Origin of the sequence: Paenibacillus sp. FSL M8-0142, assembly GCF_038597315.1 — a bacterium.
Lineage (GTDB): Bacteria > Bacillota > Bacilli > Paenibacillales > Paenibacillaceae > Paenibacillus_AQ > Paenibacillus_AQ lactis.
This window is the reverse complement of the sequence record NZ_CP152008.1, coordinates 11,797-30,773: the sequence shown is the minus strand read 5'-3', so window position 1 is coordinate 30,773 and position 18,977 is coordinate 11,797. Positions and strand designations below refer to the sequence as shown.

The following is an 18,977-nucleotide window of genomic DNA, read 5'->3' as shown; positions in this document are numbered from 1 at the left end:
AGCTTTGCAAACTTGCAGCTTCTTATCACTGAAAAGATGATATCCTGTTTCCATGCAGGTTGTAAAGGAACAATCAAGCACATTTTTTGATGTAAATGGTTAAAAAATTGTAAAACAATCGTCTTTTCAGGTTAAAAAACTTTAATTAATCGCAATTCCTCACTATTTCATCGCTTTTGCTCCCGTTTTCACGAAATACCAAATCGTTCCAGAGCATTTTTAGTGGTAATTTGGACCAGTTCATCGAAGGACATGCCCCGAATTTCGGCTGCCGTCTCGGCCACCAATTTCACATAAGCGGACTCATTTCGCTTCCCTCGGAAGGGGTGTGGAGTCAGGTAAGGCGAGTCCGTTTCAATGAGCAGACGATCGAGTGGAACCTTGGCCAGAACCTCTTTCGGCTGCTTGGCATTTTTGAACGTAATCGGCCCGCCGAACGAAATATGAAAGCCCATATCCAGGCATAACTTGGCCGTTTCCCAGCTGCCCGAGAACGAATGCATCACGCCGCCAACCTCATGAGCCTTCTCTTCCTTCAAAATCTTCACGATATCCTCATGCGCATCACGGTTATGAATTACAATCGGCATATGGAGCTCCCGGGCCAGTCCGATTTGGCTGCGAAGCACCCGGTGCTGCACCTCCTTCGGAGACGTATCCCAATGATAATCGAGGCCGATCTCTCCGATCGCAACGACTTTCTCATGACTGCAGAGCGAAGCGATCCATTCCAGGTCGCCCTCCTCCATCGTGATCGCATCCACGGGATGCCAGCCTACCGCCGCATATATAAAATCATATGTCTCCGCCAATTCCATTGTGGTCGGAATCGTCTCGCGATTAAATCCGATATTGATCATCCGGCTAACACCAGCTTCAAGCGCCCGGGCAATCGTCTCGTCCCGGTCCTCGTCGAATTGGGGAGCATCCAGATGGGTGTGTGTGTCGAACAGCATGTTCTCTCCCACTCCTTTCTTGTCGATCCTTGATCGTATCTTATCCGGCACAATCTTTATCATTCCGTTCTATGGTTGTCCATTATCAATGCCTCGTGCGTCCGGCCTTGAACCAGGTCCATCCATGATCCAAGCCCATGGTCCATCGAATATAACGGACTCATCCCTGCCTGCGAAATAAATCCGCAACTTCGGCCGGCATCCGGTCAAGCAGCGGCTCTACCCTCTCCTCCGGGTAATATAGATAATTCCGGCCCTTATGGATCCCGCTAATGGAGCGCACGATATCGGACACCTCGGAAATTTCCCGAAGCTGGTCATGCCGGTCCAGCAGCAGAATTTGCTTCTCGTTCAGCGGCATGCCCGAATGAAACTTATCATAAGGAAGATCGGTCGGAAAATCAATCTCCACATCATATGCGGGATCAAGACCCGCCTCCCGAAACGCCTGGCGGATGGCGTCGATTGTCTCCGGGTTGCCGGTGTCGATTTCTATATATTTATAGAGCTTCCGATGGATGAATCGGCCGCATAATTCGCTAAGGAGCTGGTCTTGCTCGGCCGTCCATTGCAGAAACGCCGTTTGAATGAGCGCCTCATCCAGCCGCAGATACTGCTGAACGGTCAAGCGGCCTTCAAACAGAGCTGGCAGCGGTTCGATCATGAACTGAAACGCATACCCTGCTTCATAGAGCTCCTTCGCCCGGCGGAAAATCTGGCGCAGTATGATTTCCGAGCTTCTTGTTACCGGGTGGAAATACACCTGCCAGTACATTTGATATCTGGACATGAGATAATCCTCTACGGCATGCATCCCCGATTCCTTCACAACGATCCGGTCCCGATGCGGCCGCAGCATCCGCAGAATCCGGTCGATGTCGATCGTCCCGTAATTGACGCCGGTGTAATAGGCATCGCGCAGCAAATAATCCATTCGGTCCGCATCCAGCGGACTCGTCACCAGATTCATCACGATCGGTTTGTCATACGTCTTGCGGATGACGGAAGCGACCCGCTCCGGGAAGTCCTCCCCCAGCTCCAGGAGCACCTTGTTCACGCACGTATCGCCGAGCAAGATCCGGCATGTCCAATCCTCGTGGTTCATCTGAAACGCCTCTTCTATAGAATGGGAAAATGGTCCGTGCCCGAGATCATGCAAGAGCGCTGCACATAGGGCCACTTGTCTCTCTTCCGCAGGCCAATCGGAGTATCCTTTTCGCTCGAATTGCGAGATGATTCTTCTTGTAATTTCATAGACACCCAAGGAATGGGAGAATCGGCTGTGCTCTGCGCCATGAAACGTCAGATAGGACGTGCCCAGCTGCCTGACCCGGCGAAGCCGCTGAAATTCCGGCGTGTCGATTAACCGCCAGATAATATCATCCTGTACATGAATATAATTATGAACCGGATCTTTAAACACTTTTTCCTCTGAGATTGGCAGGCGCATCATAAATCACTCCTTAAGTCATAAATTTAGGACTTGGACTATTTTCACTTCTTTTGACATCTAATGTCGAACAATGTCGAATTAGGTAATTTGGCGCTTTCCAAATCGACATATTGAAAAGTGAAGCGTTTTTTGGTTCAAAAATGGTAACTTCGTTGTAGGACAGCGGTTTATTTCACTATATTTTCGTAAATAGGTTCCGAAATCTCAAAAATATAGGTTGACTGTTTTGGGAATCGTTGGTACTATAAATAACATAAAAAATAGAACTATGTCGAATTATGACTTTTTTAAATTATGGCGAGAGGGGCATTAATAAGTTATGATGAAATCAACAGGAATTGTAAGGAAAGTCGATGAGCTTGGACGGGTCGTTATTCCAATCGAACTGCGCCGTACACTCGGCATTGGCGAGAAGGACGCTCTTGAAATTTATGTGGACGGTGAACGCATCATGCTGAAGAAGTATGAGCCTGCGTGCATCTTCTGCGGCAATGCTGAGAACGTTACGTACTTCAAAGGTAAAATCGTTTGCCATGAATGTATCTCGGAAATCCCTACACCTGTGACAAATTAAAGATATTAGTATATAATAGGTACACAATCACATTTTGTTAATTCTAACCTTTTTCATATCTCCTTGGTGCCTTCCTCGGCTATGAACCCGGCCGCAGGAAGGTCTTTTTTTATGCGCAATTTCCCGCGGTCGGCATAACGCTATGTAAATCCTCACCGCGATCATGAGGAAAATGATATTGTTCGTCAGAGACGGCCTAGTTCAGATTAAATGTGCCCCGTACCAGTTGTTGACTTCGGCAGGCTGCGGGGACCACCTCTTCGTCACTTGCGCAGCAGGCCACTATAATTAATCCTCCAGCAGCGCATTATAGATATCCCGCTTCGATACGCCGCGGTCTGCCGCTGTTTTCTTCATGGCCTCCTTACGGCTCAATCCCTCCTGCTCATATCTGCCGACATGCTCCTCTAAGGAAAGCTCCTGCCACCAGGCATTCAGCTCCATCCGCTCATCCTCGGGGTTTCTGCCCTCCACCACAACGCAGTACTCGCCAAGAGGCGGATGCTCCTCAAGCCAAGATAGGCATGCTTCCACGGTTCCACGGGCAAATTCCTCATAGCGCTTGGTGAGCTCCCGGGCCAGCGTAATCTTTCGATCCCCCAGAACCTCCTTCATTAGCTCTAAGGTCTTCTTGATGCGATGCGGGGATTCATAGAAGATCAGCGTTCCCTGGGCCGATTGCAGCGCGTTTAACTGTGCCACAATGTCTTTGCGTTCCCTGGGCAAAAATCCGATAAACGTAAACCGTTCGGTTGGCAGGCCCGATGCGATTAACGCCGATAACGCGGCATTTGCTCCGGGAACGGGAATGACCGATATACCGGCTTCAATCGCCAGTGCCACGAGGTCGGCGCCAGGGTCGGAAATCGCCGGCAGACCGGCATCGCTCACGAGCGCTACATTTTTTCCTTCTATTATATATCGTATAATTTCAGGGCCGCTTGCCGCCTTATTATGCTCATGATAACTAAACAATGGCTTGGATGGAATTTCAAAATGCGTAAGCAGTTTCCTGCTCTGTCTTGTATCCTCCGCCGCAATGATATCGCATTCCTTAAGAACGCGTACCGCCCGGTAGGTCATATCCTCCAAATTGCCAATCGGGGTCGCAACCAAAAATAGCGATCCGGTGCTCCCTGCGCCTGGCGATTCAAAGCTTCGCTGCAATGATATCCTCATGCTTGATCATCCTCATTCGTTCCATAATATATGTCCATAAATTCGGCGCAGTATTTCCCCTGCTCGTCATAAACGATGAGCGGCGGCCGTAGGCGAACCTCGGGCTTCCCGTCCCGTATGCCCTCGATCAGCACCATATTGGCTTCCAGATGGGCACGGGGGTGAACAAAACGGATCACCTTCGGCTCAATCCGGTATTTACTCATAAGCGTTATAATCTCGGCCAGTCGCAGCGGCTTGTGCACCATGCTCATTTTCCCGCCTTGACGAAGCAGCCTGGAGCAGGAAGCAATCACTTCCTCCAGCGTACAATGAATCTCATGTCTGGCAATGGCTTGATGCGGATTCAGCTTGATGTCGCTGCCGTTCATCGGCATATATGGAGGATTCACCGTGATCACGTCGTATGCGCCATATCCCGTCTCCTTGTACAGCTCTCTCAAGTCGCCTTCCCGGATCGTGATTTGGTGCTCAAGATCATTCATATAGACGCTTCGTCTTGCCATATCGGCCAGTCTCGGCTGAATTTCGATCCCTTCGATCGGTGCGCCTGTCCGTGTGGACAAGAGAATAGGAATCACTCCATTCCCGGTGCACATATCGAGAATCTTCCCTCTCCGCGGGATGCTGGCAAACCGTGCGAGCAGCACCGCATCCATAGAGAAGCTGAACACCTCCTCGCTTTGGATGATTCCGAGCTCATGCGTCAGCAGATCATCAATCCGCTCGGATGGATGTAAATGTACGTCCTTCAATTTCATAGTTTCAACCCTTTGGCTTGATAGTTAGGGGCACGTGTCGGGATTGAGACTCCGATCCCTTCGTGCTCATAATTTTATTCGCGGTGTTCACCTAATGAAAGGAGCCTGAGGATCCCTTACAGTATAACCTTCAAATGCTAGAAAAAAACCGTAGGCAATATCCCTACGGCTTCTTATTTATTCAAAAATGACAAGCAGAACAGGCAATCCCCTTCCGTACGCAAATGTCCATAGTACACATTGCAGATGTGAAAGCCTTCGTGATAGAGACGGGCCAGGTTGTCGTATCCTTCCCCGACCACATCTTCCTCCTGATCCTCCTGCTCGGCACGAGGCTGAGGCATCGAGGCTACCGGGTGTTCCAATTCCGCCGGATTGACTTCCCTTTTTAATATTTTCCGGAGCTGTTCATTTTCAAGACTGAGGCGATGGTTCTCTTCCAGCAGTTCCTTGATGACCAGCTTGAGTCCACCCAGTTCACTGTGTATATGTCCCATCTGTGTTTCCAACTCTTGAATGAGCACAAAAATGTTTTTCTTCTCCAAGTCTACACCCCGAAAATAAACATTCTATTGGACTATTTAATGACCACGTCGTCCATCGGCAGTTCCTTGACCTTCCCGATTTCAAACAGCTGAACATGCACCGTCCGCTTATCCGCATTGATACCGACAACCTTGCCTTCTCCAAGCGAGGTCACGACCAGCTTCCCAACGGATGGAAGCTCCTCTTTCACGCTTTCATAATTATCATGCTCAAATTTCAGGCAGCACATCAATCTTCCGCATAGCCCGGAAATCTTGGTCGGATTGAGCGATAAGCTCTGATCCTTCGCCATCTTAATGGATACCGGCTCAAAATCACCAAGCCATGAGGAACAGCACAGTACGCGACCGCAAGGTCCAAGGCCGCCCAGCATTTTGGCTTCGTCCCGGACTCCGATCTGACGAAGCTCGATTCGGGTCCGGAAGATGCTGGCCAGGTCCTTCACCAGCTCTCGGAAATCCACGCGGCCTTCGGCCGTGAAGTAGAAAATGATTTTGTTCCGGTCGAAAGTAAATTCTACATCGACCAGCTTCATTTTCAGTCCGTGGTCCCGAATTTTATTTAAACAGGTGGTGAATGCATCCTTCGCAGCCTGCTTGTTCTCCTCAACCACACGGGCATCCGAGTCGCCGGCGATGCGAATGACCTTCTTCAGTGGAAGAACAACGTCAGCTTCACCTACCTCCTTCTTTCCTATCACAACTTGACCATACTCAATCCCCCGGGCCGTCTCCACAATGACGGATTGCTCCTTCTCTACGGGTAGATCCAGCGGATCGAAGTAATATATTTTGCCCGCTTTCTTAAAGCGGACACCCACTACACTGTACAAAAATAAACCCCCTTGTGCCTGTACATATTGGCCATCCTTCGGGCCTGGGGGTGTGCTCACGCCGGAGTGTTACCGCCCAAACCCATCAATAGCTGCTCTACACAGAGCTGTCCATTGACATTATAGCGTAACTTCTTCTGACACTCTGCGGCCAAATCCATATAGGACACCCACTGTGCTGTGCTGCGGGCTGACGCATGACCAGAGATATACTCCGCCTGATCTATGAAAACGAGAGACTCTTTCCTTCCGTACAGAACATGAATCATGTCCTTAAACCATAAATGAAACAAACTGAACAGAACGTCCAGATGATCGGAGAGTTCGGTTTTGAACACTTTCTGGCTCGCGGTAATCATCGCGGGGCCGGTTCGGTTCAAAGACTCCTTCCCTAATTGTAACACTACGTTTCTAATTTCTGCAAACCAATTCTCATTCAATATTTTCCTGCATCCGTCAAGTCCTGAAGCCAGGTGAACGGCACAGCGCACGAGGGCTGCCGGGTATCCTTCCCCTACCAGCGCCTGCTCCATCATCTGCGGAGAAAGCGAGCGGAACGGCACCGTCTGGACCCTCGATTGAATGGTCGGCAGCAGCGCTTGTCCATTCTCCGCAATAAGGATGGCTACCGCAGGCGATTGCGGCTCCTCCAGAAATTTGAGAAGGCTGTTGGCAGCCTGGGTCGTCATTTTCTCCGCATGGTCGATAATGTACACCTTCGGATTGCGGTTCTCGGAGCGGTATGAGAAGATGCGCTGCAATTCGCGGATCTGATCGATCTTGATGCTGGCGCCATCCGGCTCAATCATCGTCAAATCCGGGTGGTTGCCGTGCTCGACCTTCCGGCATTCCAGACATTGTCCGCAGGCATCATCCTCAAGCTCCGTACAAAACAATGCCTTGGCAAACACAAGCGCCGTCTGCAGCTGTCCGGCGCCAGCCGGCCCGCTGAACAGATAGGCATGGCTGACCGCGTTCTTGCGCAGAGCGTTTTGCAGCAGCTGCTTGGCCGCCTCCTGGCCTATAATATGATTAAAAGACATAAGTCCTCTCTTTCCTGCTTCATTCACTTCGTTCTCTATCATCTTATGAACCTGCTGCATAAATAAAATCTAATAACAAAGCCATAATGCCATAATGCTAAATAACCATTAAACCTATGAACCCAAAAGATCATCAAGCCTACGAACTTAAAAAGTTGGCCCAGGGGCATCCCAATCCCATGCGGACAAATGCTCCTTAAGCCGTTAAAATACGAGATTAATCAGCATACCGCGGATTTCCCCGACCTTATTCAGCAGATCGATCCTTCCCTGCTCGGTATCCAGCAGTTCATCGGCCATCTCAAGCAGCGCCGAATCGATCTCATCGATCACATTATATCGCTTGCCGCGTCCCCGCCGGTCCCAGCCTCGGGTTTCCTTCATTTTCACCCCGCGCCGGACCGTCTCCTCCAGGAAACGCCGAACCATCAATTTATACGCTTTAAGCTCCCGAACGGTCATCGATTTGGCTAATCGGTCACCCTGGAGCGCAATCTCACGCATTTGGCGGCTCAGCTCCTCATGCGTAGCCCGTTCCCCTTGCTGCTGCATCATATCCGAGAACGATCGCTGCTGGACCGGTCTGCTGCTGTTATCGGGGGCAGGAATTCCACTATTCAAGGGCCGAAAGCCCGGATTGATCTTCATCCGAATACACCGCCTTTAGATTTGAAGCCCCCGTTGCAAACGGAGGCGCCGTAGGAAACTCTATTCATGCATGCTTGCCCCGGCATGCATTTTAATCGCAAATGAGACGCTTCGGGTCGGCCATTCCCATGCTTCGCCATAAGAACCAACCTGCCCCCTGCAGCCCCGCTTGCGTCATGCCTTGCTTCATTTCAAGCAGGATCAGCGCCAGCACCTGACGTGAACGTACCTTGAATCGGTCAACTTGTCAAGCCATTTACCTTGATTTAACAGGTATCGGGGCGCTGACCGCTTCTATCACAATGAACCCGCCTCTAACAGGCGTCCCTATTCCATTATTCTGCGATTTACGGTAACTATTTTTATTATGATACAGAAGGAATTCAGACTGGCAGCATGGCTGTGCTTCTCCATTTTGTCGGAGACGTTCCCATATCCCAATAAAAACATCCGTTACTTGCAATCCGCAAAATGTCGTGGATCTATTCTTAGAAATGCTCGAATCTTTCTACTGGAAGCACAAACACGGTAGCGCCGCCCACCTGAACCTCGACCGGAAGCGGCAGATACGAGTCGGTCGTGCCACTCATAGGGGTTACCGGTGTGACCAGCTGCTCGCGAACCTTGCAGCTTGTGCGGATGACGCTAAGCACGCTTTCGACCTGTGAATCGTCTACCCCGATCATAAAGGTGGTATTCCCCGCCTTCAAGAAACCGCCCGTGCTCGCAAGCTTCGTGGCCCGGAAATTGGCTTTGACCAATGCGGCGGAAAGACGGTTGCTATCCTTATCCTGCACAATCGCAACAATCAATTTCATGGTAAACCCTCCTTATTAATTTTGGGCATTTTCGCCCTAACACTATTATTTGACAAACAACCTCAAAAATCCTTTAATATCGCGTCTTCTACGTATTTGATCATCTCGCGCTCCACCTGATCCGGCGTTTTGGAAGCATCTACAATTCGGATTCTTTCCTTGTTGTTTTCCGCCACAAGCATATAGCCTTCCCTAACCTTGCCGTGAAATGCCATGCTTTCCATGTCAAGACGGTTCTTTTCCCGCTCGGCATTGGCCTCGATTCTGGACATCCCGATCTCCGGTTCGATATCGAACAGCAGCGTGAGGTCAGGCATTCGGCCTTCAACCGCAAATCGGTTAATGCTCCATACCTCCTCCATGCCGAGGCCGCGGGCATACCCTTGGTACACCAGGCTGCTGTCGACAAACCGGTCGCACAGTACGGTCACTCCTTCCCTCAGTGCCGGTTCTACCTTCTCCACCAGATGCTGTCGGCGGGCAGCGGCATACAGCAGTGCCTCCGTCCGGGCATCCATGGAAGTATGCTGCGGGTCGAGAATAATGGAGCGGATCTTCTCCGCGATCTCGATCCCCCCGGGCTCCCTGGTAATCAGATAGGGAATCGAGCGGCCCTGCATATAAGCGGCCAGCCTGCCCATCATCGTTGTTTTGCCGGACCCATCCCCTCCTTCAAGTGTGATAAATAGTGGTCTGCGATTATTCATAATGATCCTGCTTTCATAAAAATATGTTAAGTGGTACATGGGTTGCTTTTCGCGAGGCGGAGGCTCAATCTACTGGGAGAGCCGCCCCCTCCCGTCTAAATACGACGATTGTAGCCAGGGATGAATCTGCGATGCCTTGGCATTTCGCTCCCGCATCTCTTAAATCGGCCAATCTCCGCGCCATCCCCTCTGTGATGACCTCACCGGGATAGAGGATCGGAATCCCTGGGGGATACGGAATCACCATCTCGGCCGCCGTCCTCCCTGCGCAAAGCTCTACTGGCATCGGCTCGATACGCCCCTCATCCATAGGCTTCAACGAGAAGCGGATCGGATGGGAATACGGAGCTTCCATGTCCCAATTGTTCCACGTGGAAACATTGGATTGGGAGCATACTTCTTGTAACAACAGGTTGTCACTCGTGCCGAGGGCGGCATCGGTCCGGGCGCCCGGCTCATAATGCTTCATGAAATCTCCCCGCCCCTTCAGCATCCGAATCAGCTCTTCCTTGGACTGCGCCGGCTTCCCTTTTGGGGCTTCCCCAGCTATGTGCGGTTTCTTCGAGGACGTCTCCTCTTGCTCTACAATATGCACAAGTGCCCATAAGACGTGATTGCTATCTTCGAGCGTCGAGCCGAGCGTGAACAGCAAGACGACGCGCTGCTCGTCGCTCATCTCCGGCACACAGCCGCGCTCCTCCAGCGCGCGCTGCAGTGCGTAGCCGCTCAGGGCCCCGGTGCGGTCATAAATGACCGCCTTGAACGGGTCCTGGCGGGTATAGGCCGCCGCTTCAGCCTGCGGCGGCGCTTGTCCGCCAGCCGCGGCCGTGCCAGCGGCGGAGCTCCCGGGCTGCGGCGGCTGCAGCAGCCCGAAGCGCGGCAGCTTCGCGAGGCCGCGCCGGAAGGCGTCCACGGCGGCGAGCCCCGCCGTGAAGGCGCCTGCGCCCTGCGTATGCAGCAGGTGCCGCGCCAGGTCAAGCGATGCCATGATGGGGTAAGAAGGGCTGGAGCTCTGCACCATTGCCAGCCGCTGGCGTAATAGACGCCGGTTGATCCGCTCACCCTGCACATGCAGCATCGCCCCCATCGTCATGGCAGCCAGCATTTTGTGCGTGGATTGAACTACGCCGTCCGCCCCACAGGAGAGCGCACTGGCTGGCAGCTGCGGATGCTGCCCATAGTGAGCGCCATGCGCTTCGTCCACCAGCAGCGGAATCCCATGATCATGGCATAAGTCCGCTAGCGGCGTAATATCGCTTCCCATCCCGTAGTAATTCGGCATCGTGATCAAGGCTGCCTTAGCCCCGGGATAGGCCGCCAGCGCCTTCCTCAGCGTTTCTGGCGAAGGGGCGACGGCAAGCCCGCTAGGCTCGTCCATTCCCGGCTGAAGAAATACCGCCCGCGCTCCGGCCAGCATCAGACCATGGAGCACCGATTTATGTACGTTCCGCTGCACCAGAATGATATCGCCGGGCTCCTCGCATACCGTCAGAATAAGCGCAACATTTCCGCTCGTGCTGCCTCCGACAAGAAAATAACTCTCCTCCGCACCAAAGCAGTCTGCCGCCAGCTCCTGCGCTTCCCGAATCACACCATCCGGGTGAAATAAATCGTCTGTCCCGGTAATTTCCGTCACATCGATCTGCATCGCTGCCTGCAGTATCTCAGCATATTTCGAGTCCAAACCATAGGCTCTACCGTTCTTATGACCGGGCACATGAAACGATGAGGCTCCACGAAGCCGATATTGTGTTAATGCCTCCATGAGCGGAGCACGATCTTTATGTGTAGTCATCGACATATCCCTTCAGATTCCATTCTCTAACCTATTTTAACGTATATTGAAACCTTCGCCTACGGTTAATGCCCACATTCCCTTATTCCCTTATTCCCTTATTCCCTTATTCCCTTGCCCAACAAAAAAAGGCCTATCGCTAAGGCCCTATACGCGTTCCTTCTATGCATTCTTAGGCATCGCAATCTGCTTTAACTGCCGGATAAAAAAATGATATTTGGCATCCTCCGCACTGGTATGCACGATTTCCGATTCGCATTCCTCGCAAACGAATTGCGATAAAATCGTAATGCCTTCCGTCTTCGACTGGTTGCATATAATACAGACGCGTTCGGTCAGCTCTTCCATTGCCATCCCACCTTGATCCTTTTACTATTAGTATGACACAGTTTCTATTATTTTAAACCTTTTCATAGGATATCTTTGTACGCTTTATGATATGTGTCCCACGAATGCCCGGTGTCTGTACCGCATTTTTTTCGCTTAATAAAAATATGAATTTGTCCGATAAATATCATAAACGCCGATTTTCGGCCGATCTATCGAATGTTGATCTATGAAAAGGGGGACGGCATCGCGCCATGGCAGAACCACACGGTCAAGCCACCTTTTATCAATACCGGCTTATTAAAAAAATCCAAGTATCCAAACCACTGCTCATTCCTTACTTGATTCTGCCCTTAATCGCTGCAGCAGCCGGGATATGGACGTTGTCCCCGTACATCCTGTTGTATTTCTTGATCGCCTTCCCTGTCATCCTATGGATTCAGTATGTCATCGGGCATACCACGCTCCTGCTGCTCGGCCCTGATTACCGAAAACGATGGCGTTTCCGGGTTAAGCTTCCTTGGCTGGGATACACGCCGGAACAGCACATCAGCCGCCGTATATTTAGCAAAGTGCATATATACACGGGATTCGTCGGACTTTCCCTATGTGTCATCATGGCCCTGTGGTTGCCGATTCCGTTTACGGCCTCGCTTGTTTTTTGGCATGTGTGGCTTCTTCTGCCCCGATTCACCATTCTAATGCGGTTCGCTTCCCTGCCGAAGGATGGCATGATCAAGCTGAACGATCAGGACATCGCCTATTACAGGCAATGAACGGGCCCGTATATCATGAAGGGATCGGATCCGCTCGTCCATTCTGTGATTGTTTGAATAGGCTTCTACGAGAAATATAAGAGCTGCTCTCAGCCCTAAACATTTAAGAAATCGCGCATACATAAATAAAGACCTCATTCCGAAGCCGAATGAGGTCTTTATTTATTCGTTTTATTACCTTCCAAGCCTTGAATCACTTGTTTCTTCATTTGAGTGGGAACCGTAATGATCAAATAACCGTCATGAACCGTAAGATGGACGATGTTCTTTCCTTTTTCAAAAACCAAGGAAGAGCCGTTTTCCTCCACTTCCTTCTGCGTCCAGCCCCAGGACTCGATTTCTTTCAAATAGGGCTCCGGAATATTTTCGTCTTCTTTCAAACCAGGAAGAGCATAGCGTACATAGTCCAAGTCGCTATTGCCCGTTGTTTGTTCCGTTTTATTGGCTTCTTTCGGGACGGGGAACGACTTTACATTGGCCGCACCGTCAAAGGACTTCCAGCTTGGTTCTGCGGATGCCCCGCAACCCGATCCGATTAATAAAATCGTACCCGCGCATATGATTTCTGCAACATGCAGGCCTTTTCTACGCAACATGATTGTCCTCCTTTCCTCCACAATAACCGTCTCCAGTTGAGTATTCAAGGTTGCTTGGTTAATGGAGAACCTCCCCAATCAGGCCTTACTACCTATGGCCTGCATAAATCGGTAATGAACTACCCACGAATGACTAATTCTATTATACTGATTTTCTGTAGTGTAACGGTAACAAAATCTTCATCTGTTTATGTCAAAGTAATCGTCATGTTATATAACAGCTTTAAGGGCGTTGACAGCTGGAAGGGGCTGAACAACCGCACGCAGTCTAATGTACTGTTATCACTAACACGCTGGCCAGGATACAGGAATAGGTTCGGTAACAAAAATAAAAACCACCATCGATTACATCGACAGTGGTTGTTCGCTTGGCGGCGTCCTACTCTCCCGGGACCCTTCGGTCCAAGTACCATCGGCGCTGGAAGGCTTAACGGTCGTGTTCGGTATGGGAACGCGTGGAACCCTTCCGCCATCGCCACCAAACGTGATTTTTGCGCTGCACTTTGCTTCAATGATTGCTCACCAGCAAAATATCAAGCCTTAGAAAAGGCATGCAGCTTCAAAATCGTTTCAAGATCTTTTGAACCTTGAAAACTAGATACGAAACGTCTTTGCGTTGTTTAGAATCCGTAGCATTTCCCCAATGGTTGGATCGGGGTCCCCGAAAAGTATTCGGCATCCGCTTCAAAGCTTCGCTTCACTTTTTGGGGTAATTTTAGGATAAGCCCTCGACCGATTAGTATTGGTCAGCTCCATGCATTACTGCACTTCCACCTCCAACCTATCTACCTCGTCGTCTTCAAGGGGTCTTACATACTGGGAAATCTCATCTTGAGGGGGGCTTCACGCTTAGATGCTTTCAGCGCTTATCCCGTCCGTACGTAGCTACCCAGCCATGCTCCTGGCGGAACAACTGGTGCACCAGCGGTACGTCCATCCCGGTCCTCTCGTACTAAGGACAGCTCCTCTCAAATTTCCTACGCCCACGACAGATAGGGACCGAACTGTCTCACGACGTTCTGAACCCAGCTCGCGTACCGCTTTAATGGGCGAACAGCCCAACCCTTGGGACCTACTTCAGCCCCAGGATGCGATGAGCCGACATCGAGGTGCCAAACCTCCCCGTCGATGTGGACTCTTGGGGGAGATAAGCCTGTTATCCCCAGGGTAGCTTTTATCCGTTGAGCGATGGCCCTTCCATGCGGTACCACCGGATCACTAAGCCCGACTTTCGTCCCTGCTCGACTTGTAGGTCTCGCAGTCAAGCTCCCTTATGCCTTTGCACTCTTCGAATGATTTCCAACCATTCTGAGGGAACCTTGGGGCGCCTCCGTTACTCTTTAGGAGGCGACCGCCCCAGTCAAACTGCCCGCCTGACACTGTCCCCGTACCGGATCACGGTACCAGGTTAGAACCTAGATACGATCAGGGTGGTATCCCAACGTCGCCTCCACACAAGCTGGCGCTCATGCTTCAAAGGCTCCCACCTATCCTGTACAGATCGTACCCAAATCCAATATCAAGCTGCAGTAAAGCTCCATGGGGTCTTTCCGTCTTGTCGCGGGTAACCTGCATCTTCACAGGTATTAAAATTTCACCGGATCTCTCGTTGAGACAGCGCCCAAGTCGTTACGCCATTCGTGCGGGTCAGAATTTACCTGACAAGGAATTTCGCTACCTTAGGACCGTTATAGTTACGGCCGCCGTTTACTGGGGCTTCGGTTCACAGCTTCGGAGTTACCTCCTAACCGCTCCCCTTAACCTTCCAGCACCGGGCAGGCGTCAGCCCGTATACTTCGCCTTGCGGCTTCGCACAGACCTGTGTTTTTGCTAAACAGTCGCTTGGGCCTTTTCACTGCGGCCCCCTCGGGCTATTCACCCTACCGAGGCACCCCTTCTCCCGAAGTTACGGGGTCATTTTGCCGAGTTCCTTAACGAGAGTTCTTCCGCGCGCCTTAGAATTCTCTTCTCGCCTACCTGTGTCGGTTTGCGGTACGGGCACCTTCACCTGACTAGAGGCTTTTCTTGGCAGTGTGAGATCATGACCTTCGCTACTGTAATTTTCACTCCCCATCACAGCCCAGCCTTACGATGTGCGGATTTGCCTACACATCAGCCTCACTGCTTGGACGGACATCCATCAGTCCGCGTCACTACCCTCCTGCGTCACCCCATCGTTCATAACGGTTTACGGTGGTACAGGAATTTCAACCTGTTGTCCTTCGACTACGCCTTTCGGCCTCGCCTTAGGTCCCGACTTACCCTGAGCGGACGAGCCTTCCTCAGGAAACCTTGGGCTTTCGGCGGATCAGATTCTCACTGATCTTTTCGTTACTCATACCGGCATTCTCACTTGTATGCTGTCCAGCGCTCCTTACGGTACACCTTCAACCTACATACAACGCTCCCCTACCCCTGAATCGACTTCACTCCGCCTTCGAAGTGTGTTTAACCCCTGAGAGCATTTGGTCATCCTTGATTTCATTTCAAGTCTGACAAAAATGTTCAACTCAGGCTCACTACCTCAAAGAAGCAGTGAAGTCGATTCAAGCCATAGCTTCGGTGGTGTGTTTAGCCCCGTTACATTTTCGGCGCAGAGTCACTCGACCAGTGAGCTATTACGCACTCTTTAAATGGTGGCTGCTTCTAAGCCAACATCCTGGTTGTCTGTGCAACTCCACATCCTTTCCCACTTAACACACACTTGGGGACCTTAGCTGATGGTCTGGGCTGTTTCCCTTTTGACAATGGATCTTAGCACTCACTGTCTGACTCCCGGATATAAGTCTATGGCATTCGGAGTTTGACTGAGCTTGGTAACCCTTGCGGGCCCCGCACCCAATCAGTGCTCTACCTCCACGACTCTCAATTCCGAGGCTAGCCCTAAAGCTATTTCGGGGAGAACCAGCTATCTCCGAGTTCGATTGGAATTTCTCCGCTACCCCCACCTCATCCCCGCACTTTTCAACGTACGTGGGTTCGGGCCTCCAGTGCGTGTTACCGCACCTTCACCCTGGACAGGGGTAGATCACACGGTTTCGGGTCTACGTCCACATACTCAGTCGCCCTATTCAGACTCGCTTTCGCTGCGGCTACGGCTTCTCGCCTTAACCTTGCATGGGAACGTAACTCGCCGGTTCATTCTACAAAAGGCACGCCATCACCCCTATAATGGGCTCTGACTTCTTGTAAGCACACGGTTTCAGGTTCTATTTCACTCCCCTTCCGGGGTGCTTTTCACCTTTCCCTCACGGTACTGCTTCACTATCGGTCGCTAGGGAGTATTTAGCCTTAGCAGATGGTCCTGCTGGATTCATACGGGGTTTCACGTGCCCCGCACTACTCGGGATCCGTCTCGGAGGGTTCACATTTTCGATTACAGGGCTTTTACCTTCTATGGCCGGCCTTTCCAGACCTGTTCGTCTAATCTAAACCTTTGTAACTCCATGTGAGACGTCCCACAACCCCAGAGAGCAAGCTCTCTGGTTTAGGCTGTTCCGCGTTCGCTCGCCGCTACTGACGGAATCACTCTTGTTTTCTCTTCCTCCAGGTACTTAGATGTTTCAGTTCCCTGGGTATGCCTCCTCGCATCCTATGTATTCAGATACGGGTAACTGGCTATTACACCAGCTGGGTTTCCCCATTCGGACATCCCCGGATCGAAGCTTGCTTACAGCTCCCCGAGGCAGTATCGTTGTTCGCCACGTCCTTCATCGGCTCCTAGCGCCTAGGCATCCCCCGTGTGCTCTTAGTAGCTTAACCTTATGCTCCGGTTTTGTGCTCATCGCTCTGTTGTCCACTTGTTTCCTGATTGGATAAAACCACTCAATGGTGAAACAAGCTTCCAAAGGATCAATGATCCCAAAACCTTCGCGTGCTACTTTTATTGAAACTTGTTTTGACACAAGTTCAGCTAAAAGGATATTTCTAAAACGCAAATTCGTTTCGTTATCTAGTTTTCAAGGATCAAATGAGAGGTTAAACTCTCAAAACTGACCAACGAGTGAGTTGGTTGACTTTACTTCGTAAAGTCTATTCCGGCAGCTTACACTGACCGTATTTGTACCGCTTCGCTACGGAAGCGAGGTACTCCATAGAAAGGAGGTGATCCAGCCGCACCTTCCGATACGGCTACCTTGTTACGACTTCACCCCAATCATCTACCCCACCTTCGGCGGCTGGCTCCCGTAAGGGTTACCCCACCGACTTCGGGTGTTGTAAACTCTCGTGGTGTGACGGGCGGTGTGTACAAGACCCGGGAACGTATTCACCGCGGCATGCTGATCCGCGATTACTAGCAATTCCGACTTCATGCAGGCGAGTTGCAGCCTGCAATCCGAACTGAGACTGGCTTTTTAGGATTGGCTCCACCTCGCGGCTTCGCTTCCCGTTGTACCAGCCATTGTAGTACGTGTGTAGCCCAAGTCATAAGGGGCATGATGATTTGACGTCATCCCCACCTTCCTCCGGTTTGTCACCGGCAGTCACCTTAGAGTGCCCACCCAAAGTGCTGGCAACTAAGATCAAGGGTTGCGCTCGTTGCGGGACTTAACCCAACATCTCACGACACGAGCTGACGACAACCATGCACCACCTGTCTCCTCTGTCCCGAAGGCCGCCTCTATCTCTAGAGGATTCAGAGGGATGTCAAGACTTGGTAAGGTTCTTCGCGTTGCTTCGAATTAAACCACATACTCCACTGCTTGTGCGGGTCCCCGTCAATTCCTTTGAGTTTCAGTCTTGCGACCGTACTCCCCAGGCGGAATGCTTAATGTGTTAACTTCGGCACCAAGGGTATCGAAACCCCTAACACCTAGCATTCATCGTTTACGGCGTGGACTACCAGGGTATCTAATCCTGTTCGCTCCCCACGCTTTCGCGCCTCAGCGTCAGTTACAGCCCAGAGAGTCGCCTTCGCCACTGGTGTTCCTCCACATATCTACGCATTTCACCGCTACACGTGGAATTCCACTCTCCTCTTCTGCACTCAAGTTCCCCAGTTTCCAGTGCGTCCCGAAGTTGAGCCTCGGGTTTAAACACCAGACTTAAAGAACCGCCTGCGCGCGCTTTACGCCCAATAATTCCGGACAACGCTTGCCCCCTACGTATTACCGCGGCTGCTGGCACGTAGTTAGCCGGGGCTTTCTTCTCAGGTACCGTCACTCTCATAGCAGTTACTCTATGAGACGTTCTTCCCTGGCAACAGAGCTTTACGATCCGAAAACCTTCATCACTCACGCGGCGTTGCTCCGTCAGGCTTTCGCCCATTGCGGAAGATTCCCTACTGCTGCCTCCCGTAGGAGTCTGGGCCGTGTCTCAGTCCCAGTGTGGCCGTTCACCCTCTCAGGTCGGCTACGCATCGTCGCCTTGGTGAGCCGTTACCTCACCAACTAGCTAATGCGCCGCAGGCCCATCCTCAAGTGACAGATTGCTCCGCCTTTCATAAACCCGCCATGCAGCAGGTTTAATTATCCGGTATTAGCTACCGTTTCCGGTAGTTATCCCAGTCTTGAGGGCAGGTTGCCTACGTGTTACTCACCCGTCCGCCGCTAAGCTAATGGTTTCCCGAAGGAAACCGTTGCTCCGCTCGACTTGCATGTATTAGGCACGCCGCCAGCGTTCGTCCTGAGCCAGGATCAAACTCTCCAATAAAGATCGTCCGAAGGACGATCGACCTCGCCGGATTTGGGTTCCACTCAGATGAGTGAATCAAATCTGGTGAGTCTTGAAAGAGCGATTAAGCTCATTAGAAAAACTGACGAGAATTTGTTCGATTCTCTATTGTAACTCCCCGCCGAAGCGGTTCGTTTTTACTCACTCGTTGTTCAGTTTTCAAAGATCAACCTTTTCGTTACCAGCGAATCTCGTTCGCATCAGCAACTCTTATAGTATATCATGTTTTCGAGAAGTTAGCAAGCTTTTTTTAAAAAACTTTTTTATCGAAAAAGCCGTGATATACATCCGCT

16 protein-coding genes and 3 rRNA genes are annotated in these 18,977 nt (G+C 51.2%); 2 read left to right on the top strand and 17 right to left on the bottom strand.

Features of this window, described 5'->3' with window-relative positions; genetic code table 11:
- Positions 1-188: 188 nt before the first annotated feature.
- Both NSQ46_RS00140 and NSQ46_RS00135 read right to left on the bottom strand, forming a co-directional pair.
- Complete coding sequence (locus NSQ46_RS00140) at positions 189-956, bottom strand: TatD family hydrolase (protein ID WP_028406025.1); 768 nt, start codon at positions 954-956, stop codon at positions 189-191.
- A gap of 160 nt (positions 957-1,116) precedes the next feature.
- Positions 1,117-2,406: an HD domain-containing protein gene (locus NSQ46_RS00135; protein WP_342576967.1), complete on the bottom strand. Its 1,290-nt coding sequence runs from the start codon at positions 2,404-2,406 to the stop codon at positions 1,117-1,119.
- A gap of 322 nt (positions 2,407-2,728) precedes the next feature.
- Between NSQ46_RS00135 and NSQ46_RS00130 the strand changes: the two genes are divergently transcribed.
- Entirely contained in the window at positions 2,729-2,983 is a 255-nt protein-coding gene (locus tag NSQ46_RS00130; RefSeq protein WP_006207408.1) for an AbrB/MazE/SpoVT family DNA-binding domain-containing protein, read from the top strand.
- Positions 2,984-3,271: 288 nt separating this feature from the next.
- On the opposite strand, the gene rsmI is transcribed toward NSQ46_RS00130, so the two are convergent.
- The 11 genes from rsmI to NSQ46_RS00075 form a co-directional block, all read right to left on the bottom strand.
- Positions 3,272-4,162: a 16S rRNA (cytidine(1402)-2'-O)-methyltransferase gene (rsmI, locus tag NSQ46_RS00125; protein ID WP_251537918.1), complete on the bottom strand. Its 891-nt coding sequence runs from the start codon at positions 4,160-4,162 to the stop codon at positions 3,272-3,274.
- Entirely contained in the window at positions 4,159-4,923 is a 765-nt protein-coding gene (locus NSQ46_RS00120; RefSeq protein WP_007132857.1) for a tRNA1(Val) (adenine(37)-N6)-methyltransferase, read from the bottom strand. Before NSQ46_RS00120 ends, rsmI begins: the two co-directional genes overlap by 4 nt.
- Before the next feature lie 173 nt (positions 4,924-5,096).
- Positions 5,097-5,468, bottom strand: a complete 372-nt coding sequence (yabA, locus tag NSQ46_RS00115; RefSeq protein WP_040740328.1) for a DNA replication initiation control protein YabA — start codon at positions 5,466-5,468, stop codon at positions 5,097-5,099.
- Between the two features lie 32 nt (positions 5,469-5,500).
- A complete protein-coding gene (locus NSQ46_RS00110; RefSeq protein ID WP_007132855.1) occupies positions 5,501-6,301 on the bottom strand; it encodes a stage 0 sporulation family protein in 801 nt (266 codons plus the stop codon).
- A gap of 56 nt (positions 6,302-6,357) precedes the next feature.
- The gene (gene holB / locus NSQ46_RS00105) at positions 6,358-7,344 is read right to left on the bottom strand and encodes a DNA polymerase III subunit delta' (RefSeq protein ID WP_144871843.1); all 987 of its coding nucleotides are present in this window, start codon (positions 7,342-7,344) and stop codon (positions 6,358-6,360) included.
- 204 nt (positions 7,345-7,548) lie between these two features.
- Positions 7,549-7,992, bottom strand: a complete 444-nt coding sequence (locus NSQ46_RS00100) for a YaaR family protein (RefSeq protein ID WP_007132853.1) — start codon at positions 7,990-7,992, stop codon at positions 7,549-7,551.
- 91 nt (positions 7,993-8,083) lie between these two features.
- On the bottom strand, positions 8,084-8,206 hold the full coding sequence (locus NSQ46_RS00095; protein WP_260985997.1) for a hypothetical protein: 123 nt from the start codon (positions 8,204-8,206) through the stop codon (positions 8,084-8,086).
- A 274-nt stretch (positions 8,207-8,480) separates the two neighbouring features.
- Positions 8,481-8,810, bottom strand: coding sequence for a cyclic-di-AMP receptor (locus tag NSQ46_RS00090; protein WP_006207400.1), 330 nt, complete (start codon positions 8,808-8,810; stop codon positions 8,481-8,483).
- Between the two features lie 62 nt (positions 8,811-8,872).
- A complete protein-coding gene (tmk, locus tag NSQ46_RS00085; protein ID WP_028406031.1) occupies positions 8,873-9,517 on the bottom strand; it encodes a dTMP kinase in 645 nt (214 codons plus the stop codon).
- Positions 9,518-9,581: 64 nt separating this feature from the next.
- Positions 9,582-11,312: an aminotransferase class I/II-fold pyridoxal phosphate-dependent enzyme gene (locus NSQ46_RS00080; RefSeq protein ID WP_342575942.1), complete on the bottom strand. Its 1,731-nt coding sequence runs from the start codon at positions 11,310-11,312 to the stop codon at positions 9,582-9,584.
- 162 nt (positions 11,313-11,474) lie between these two features.
- Complete coding sequence (locus NSQ46_RS00075; protein WP_007132850.1) at positions 11,475-11,660, bottom strand: sigma factor G inhibitor Gin; 186 nt, start codon at positions 11,658-11,660, stop codon at positions 11,475-11,477.
- 233 nt (positions 11,661-11,893) lie between these two features.
- On the opposite strand from NSQ46_RS00075, the gene NSQ46_RS00070 reads away from it, so the two are divergent.
- Positions 11,894-12,415: a hypothetical protein gene (locus NSQ46_RS00070; protein WP_007132849.1), complete on the top strand. Its 522-nt coding sequence runs from the start codon at positions 11,894-11,896 to the stop codon at positions 12,413-12,415.
- Positions 12,416-12,573: 158 nt separating this feature from the next.
- Here NSQ46_RS00070 and NSQ46_RS00065 read toward each other — a convergent pair whose 3' ends face one another.
- The 4 genes from NSQ46_RS00065 to NSQ46_RS00050 form a co-directional block, all read right to left on the bottom strand.
- The gene (locus NSQ46_RS00065) at positions 12,574-13,011 is read right to left on the bottom strand and encodes a hypothetical protein (protein WP_007132848.1); all 438 of its coding nucleotides are present in this window, start codon (positions 13,009-13,011) and stop codon (positions 12,574-12,576) included.
- A 366-nt stretch (positions 13,012-13,377) separates the two neighbouring features.
- Positions 13,378-13,494, bottom strand: a 5S ribosomal RNA gene (rrf, locus tag NSQ46_RS00060).
- A 233-nt stretch (positions 13,495-13,727) separates the two neighbouring features.
- Positions 13,728-16,773: ribosomal RNA gene (locus NSQ46_RS00055) — 23S ribosomal RNA — on the bottom strand.
- Between the two features lie 335 nt (positions 16,774-17,108).
- A 16S ribosomal RNA gene (locus NSQ46_RS00050) occupies positions 17,109-18,663 on the bottom strand.
- Together the 16S, 23S and 5S rRNA genes form the textbook arrangement of a ribosomal RNA operon.
- Positions 18,664-18,977 lie beyond the last annotated feature (314 nt).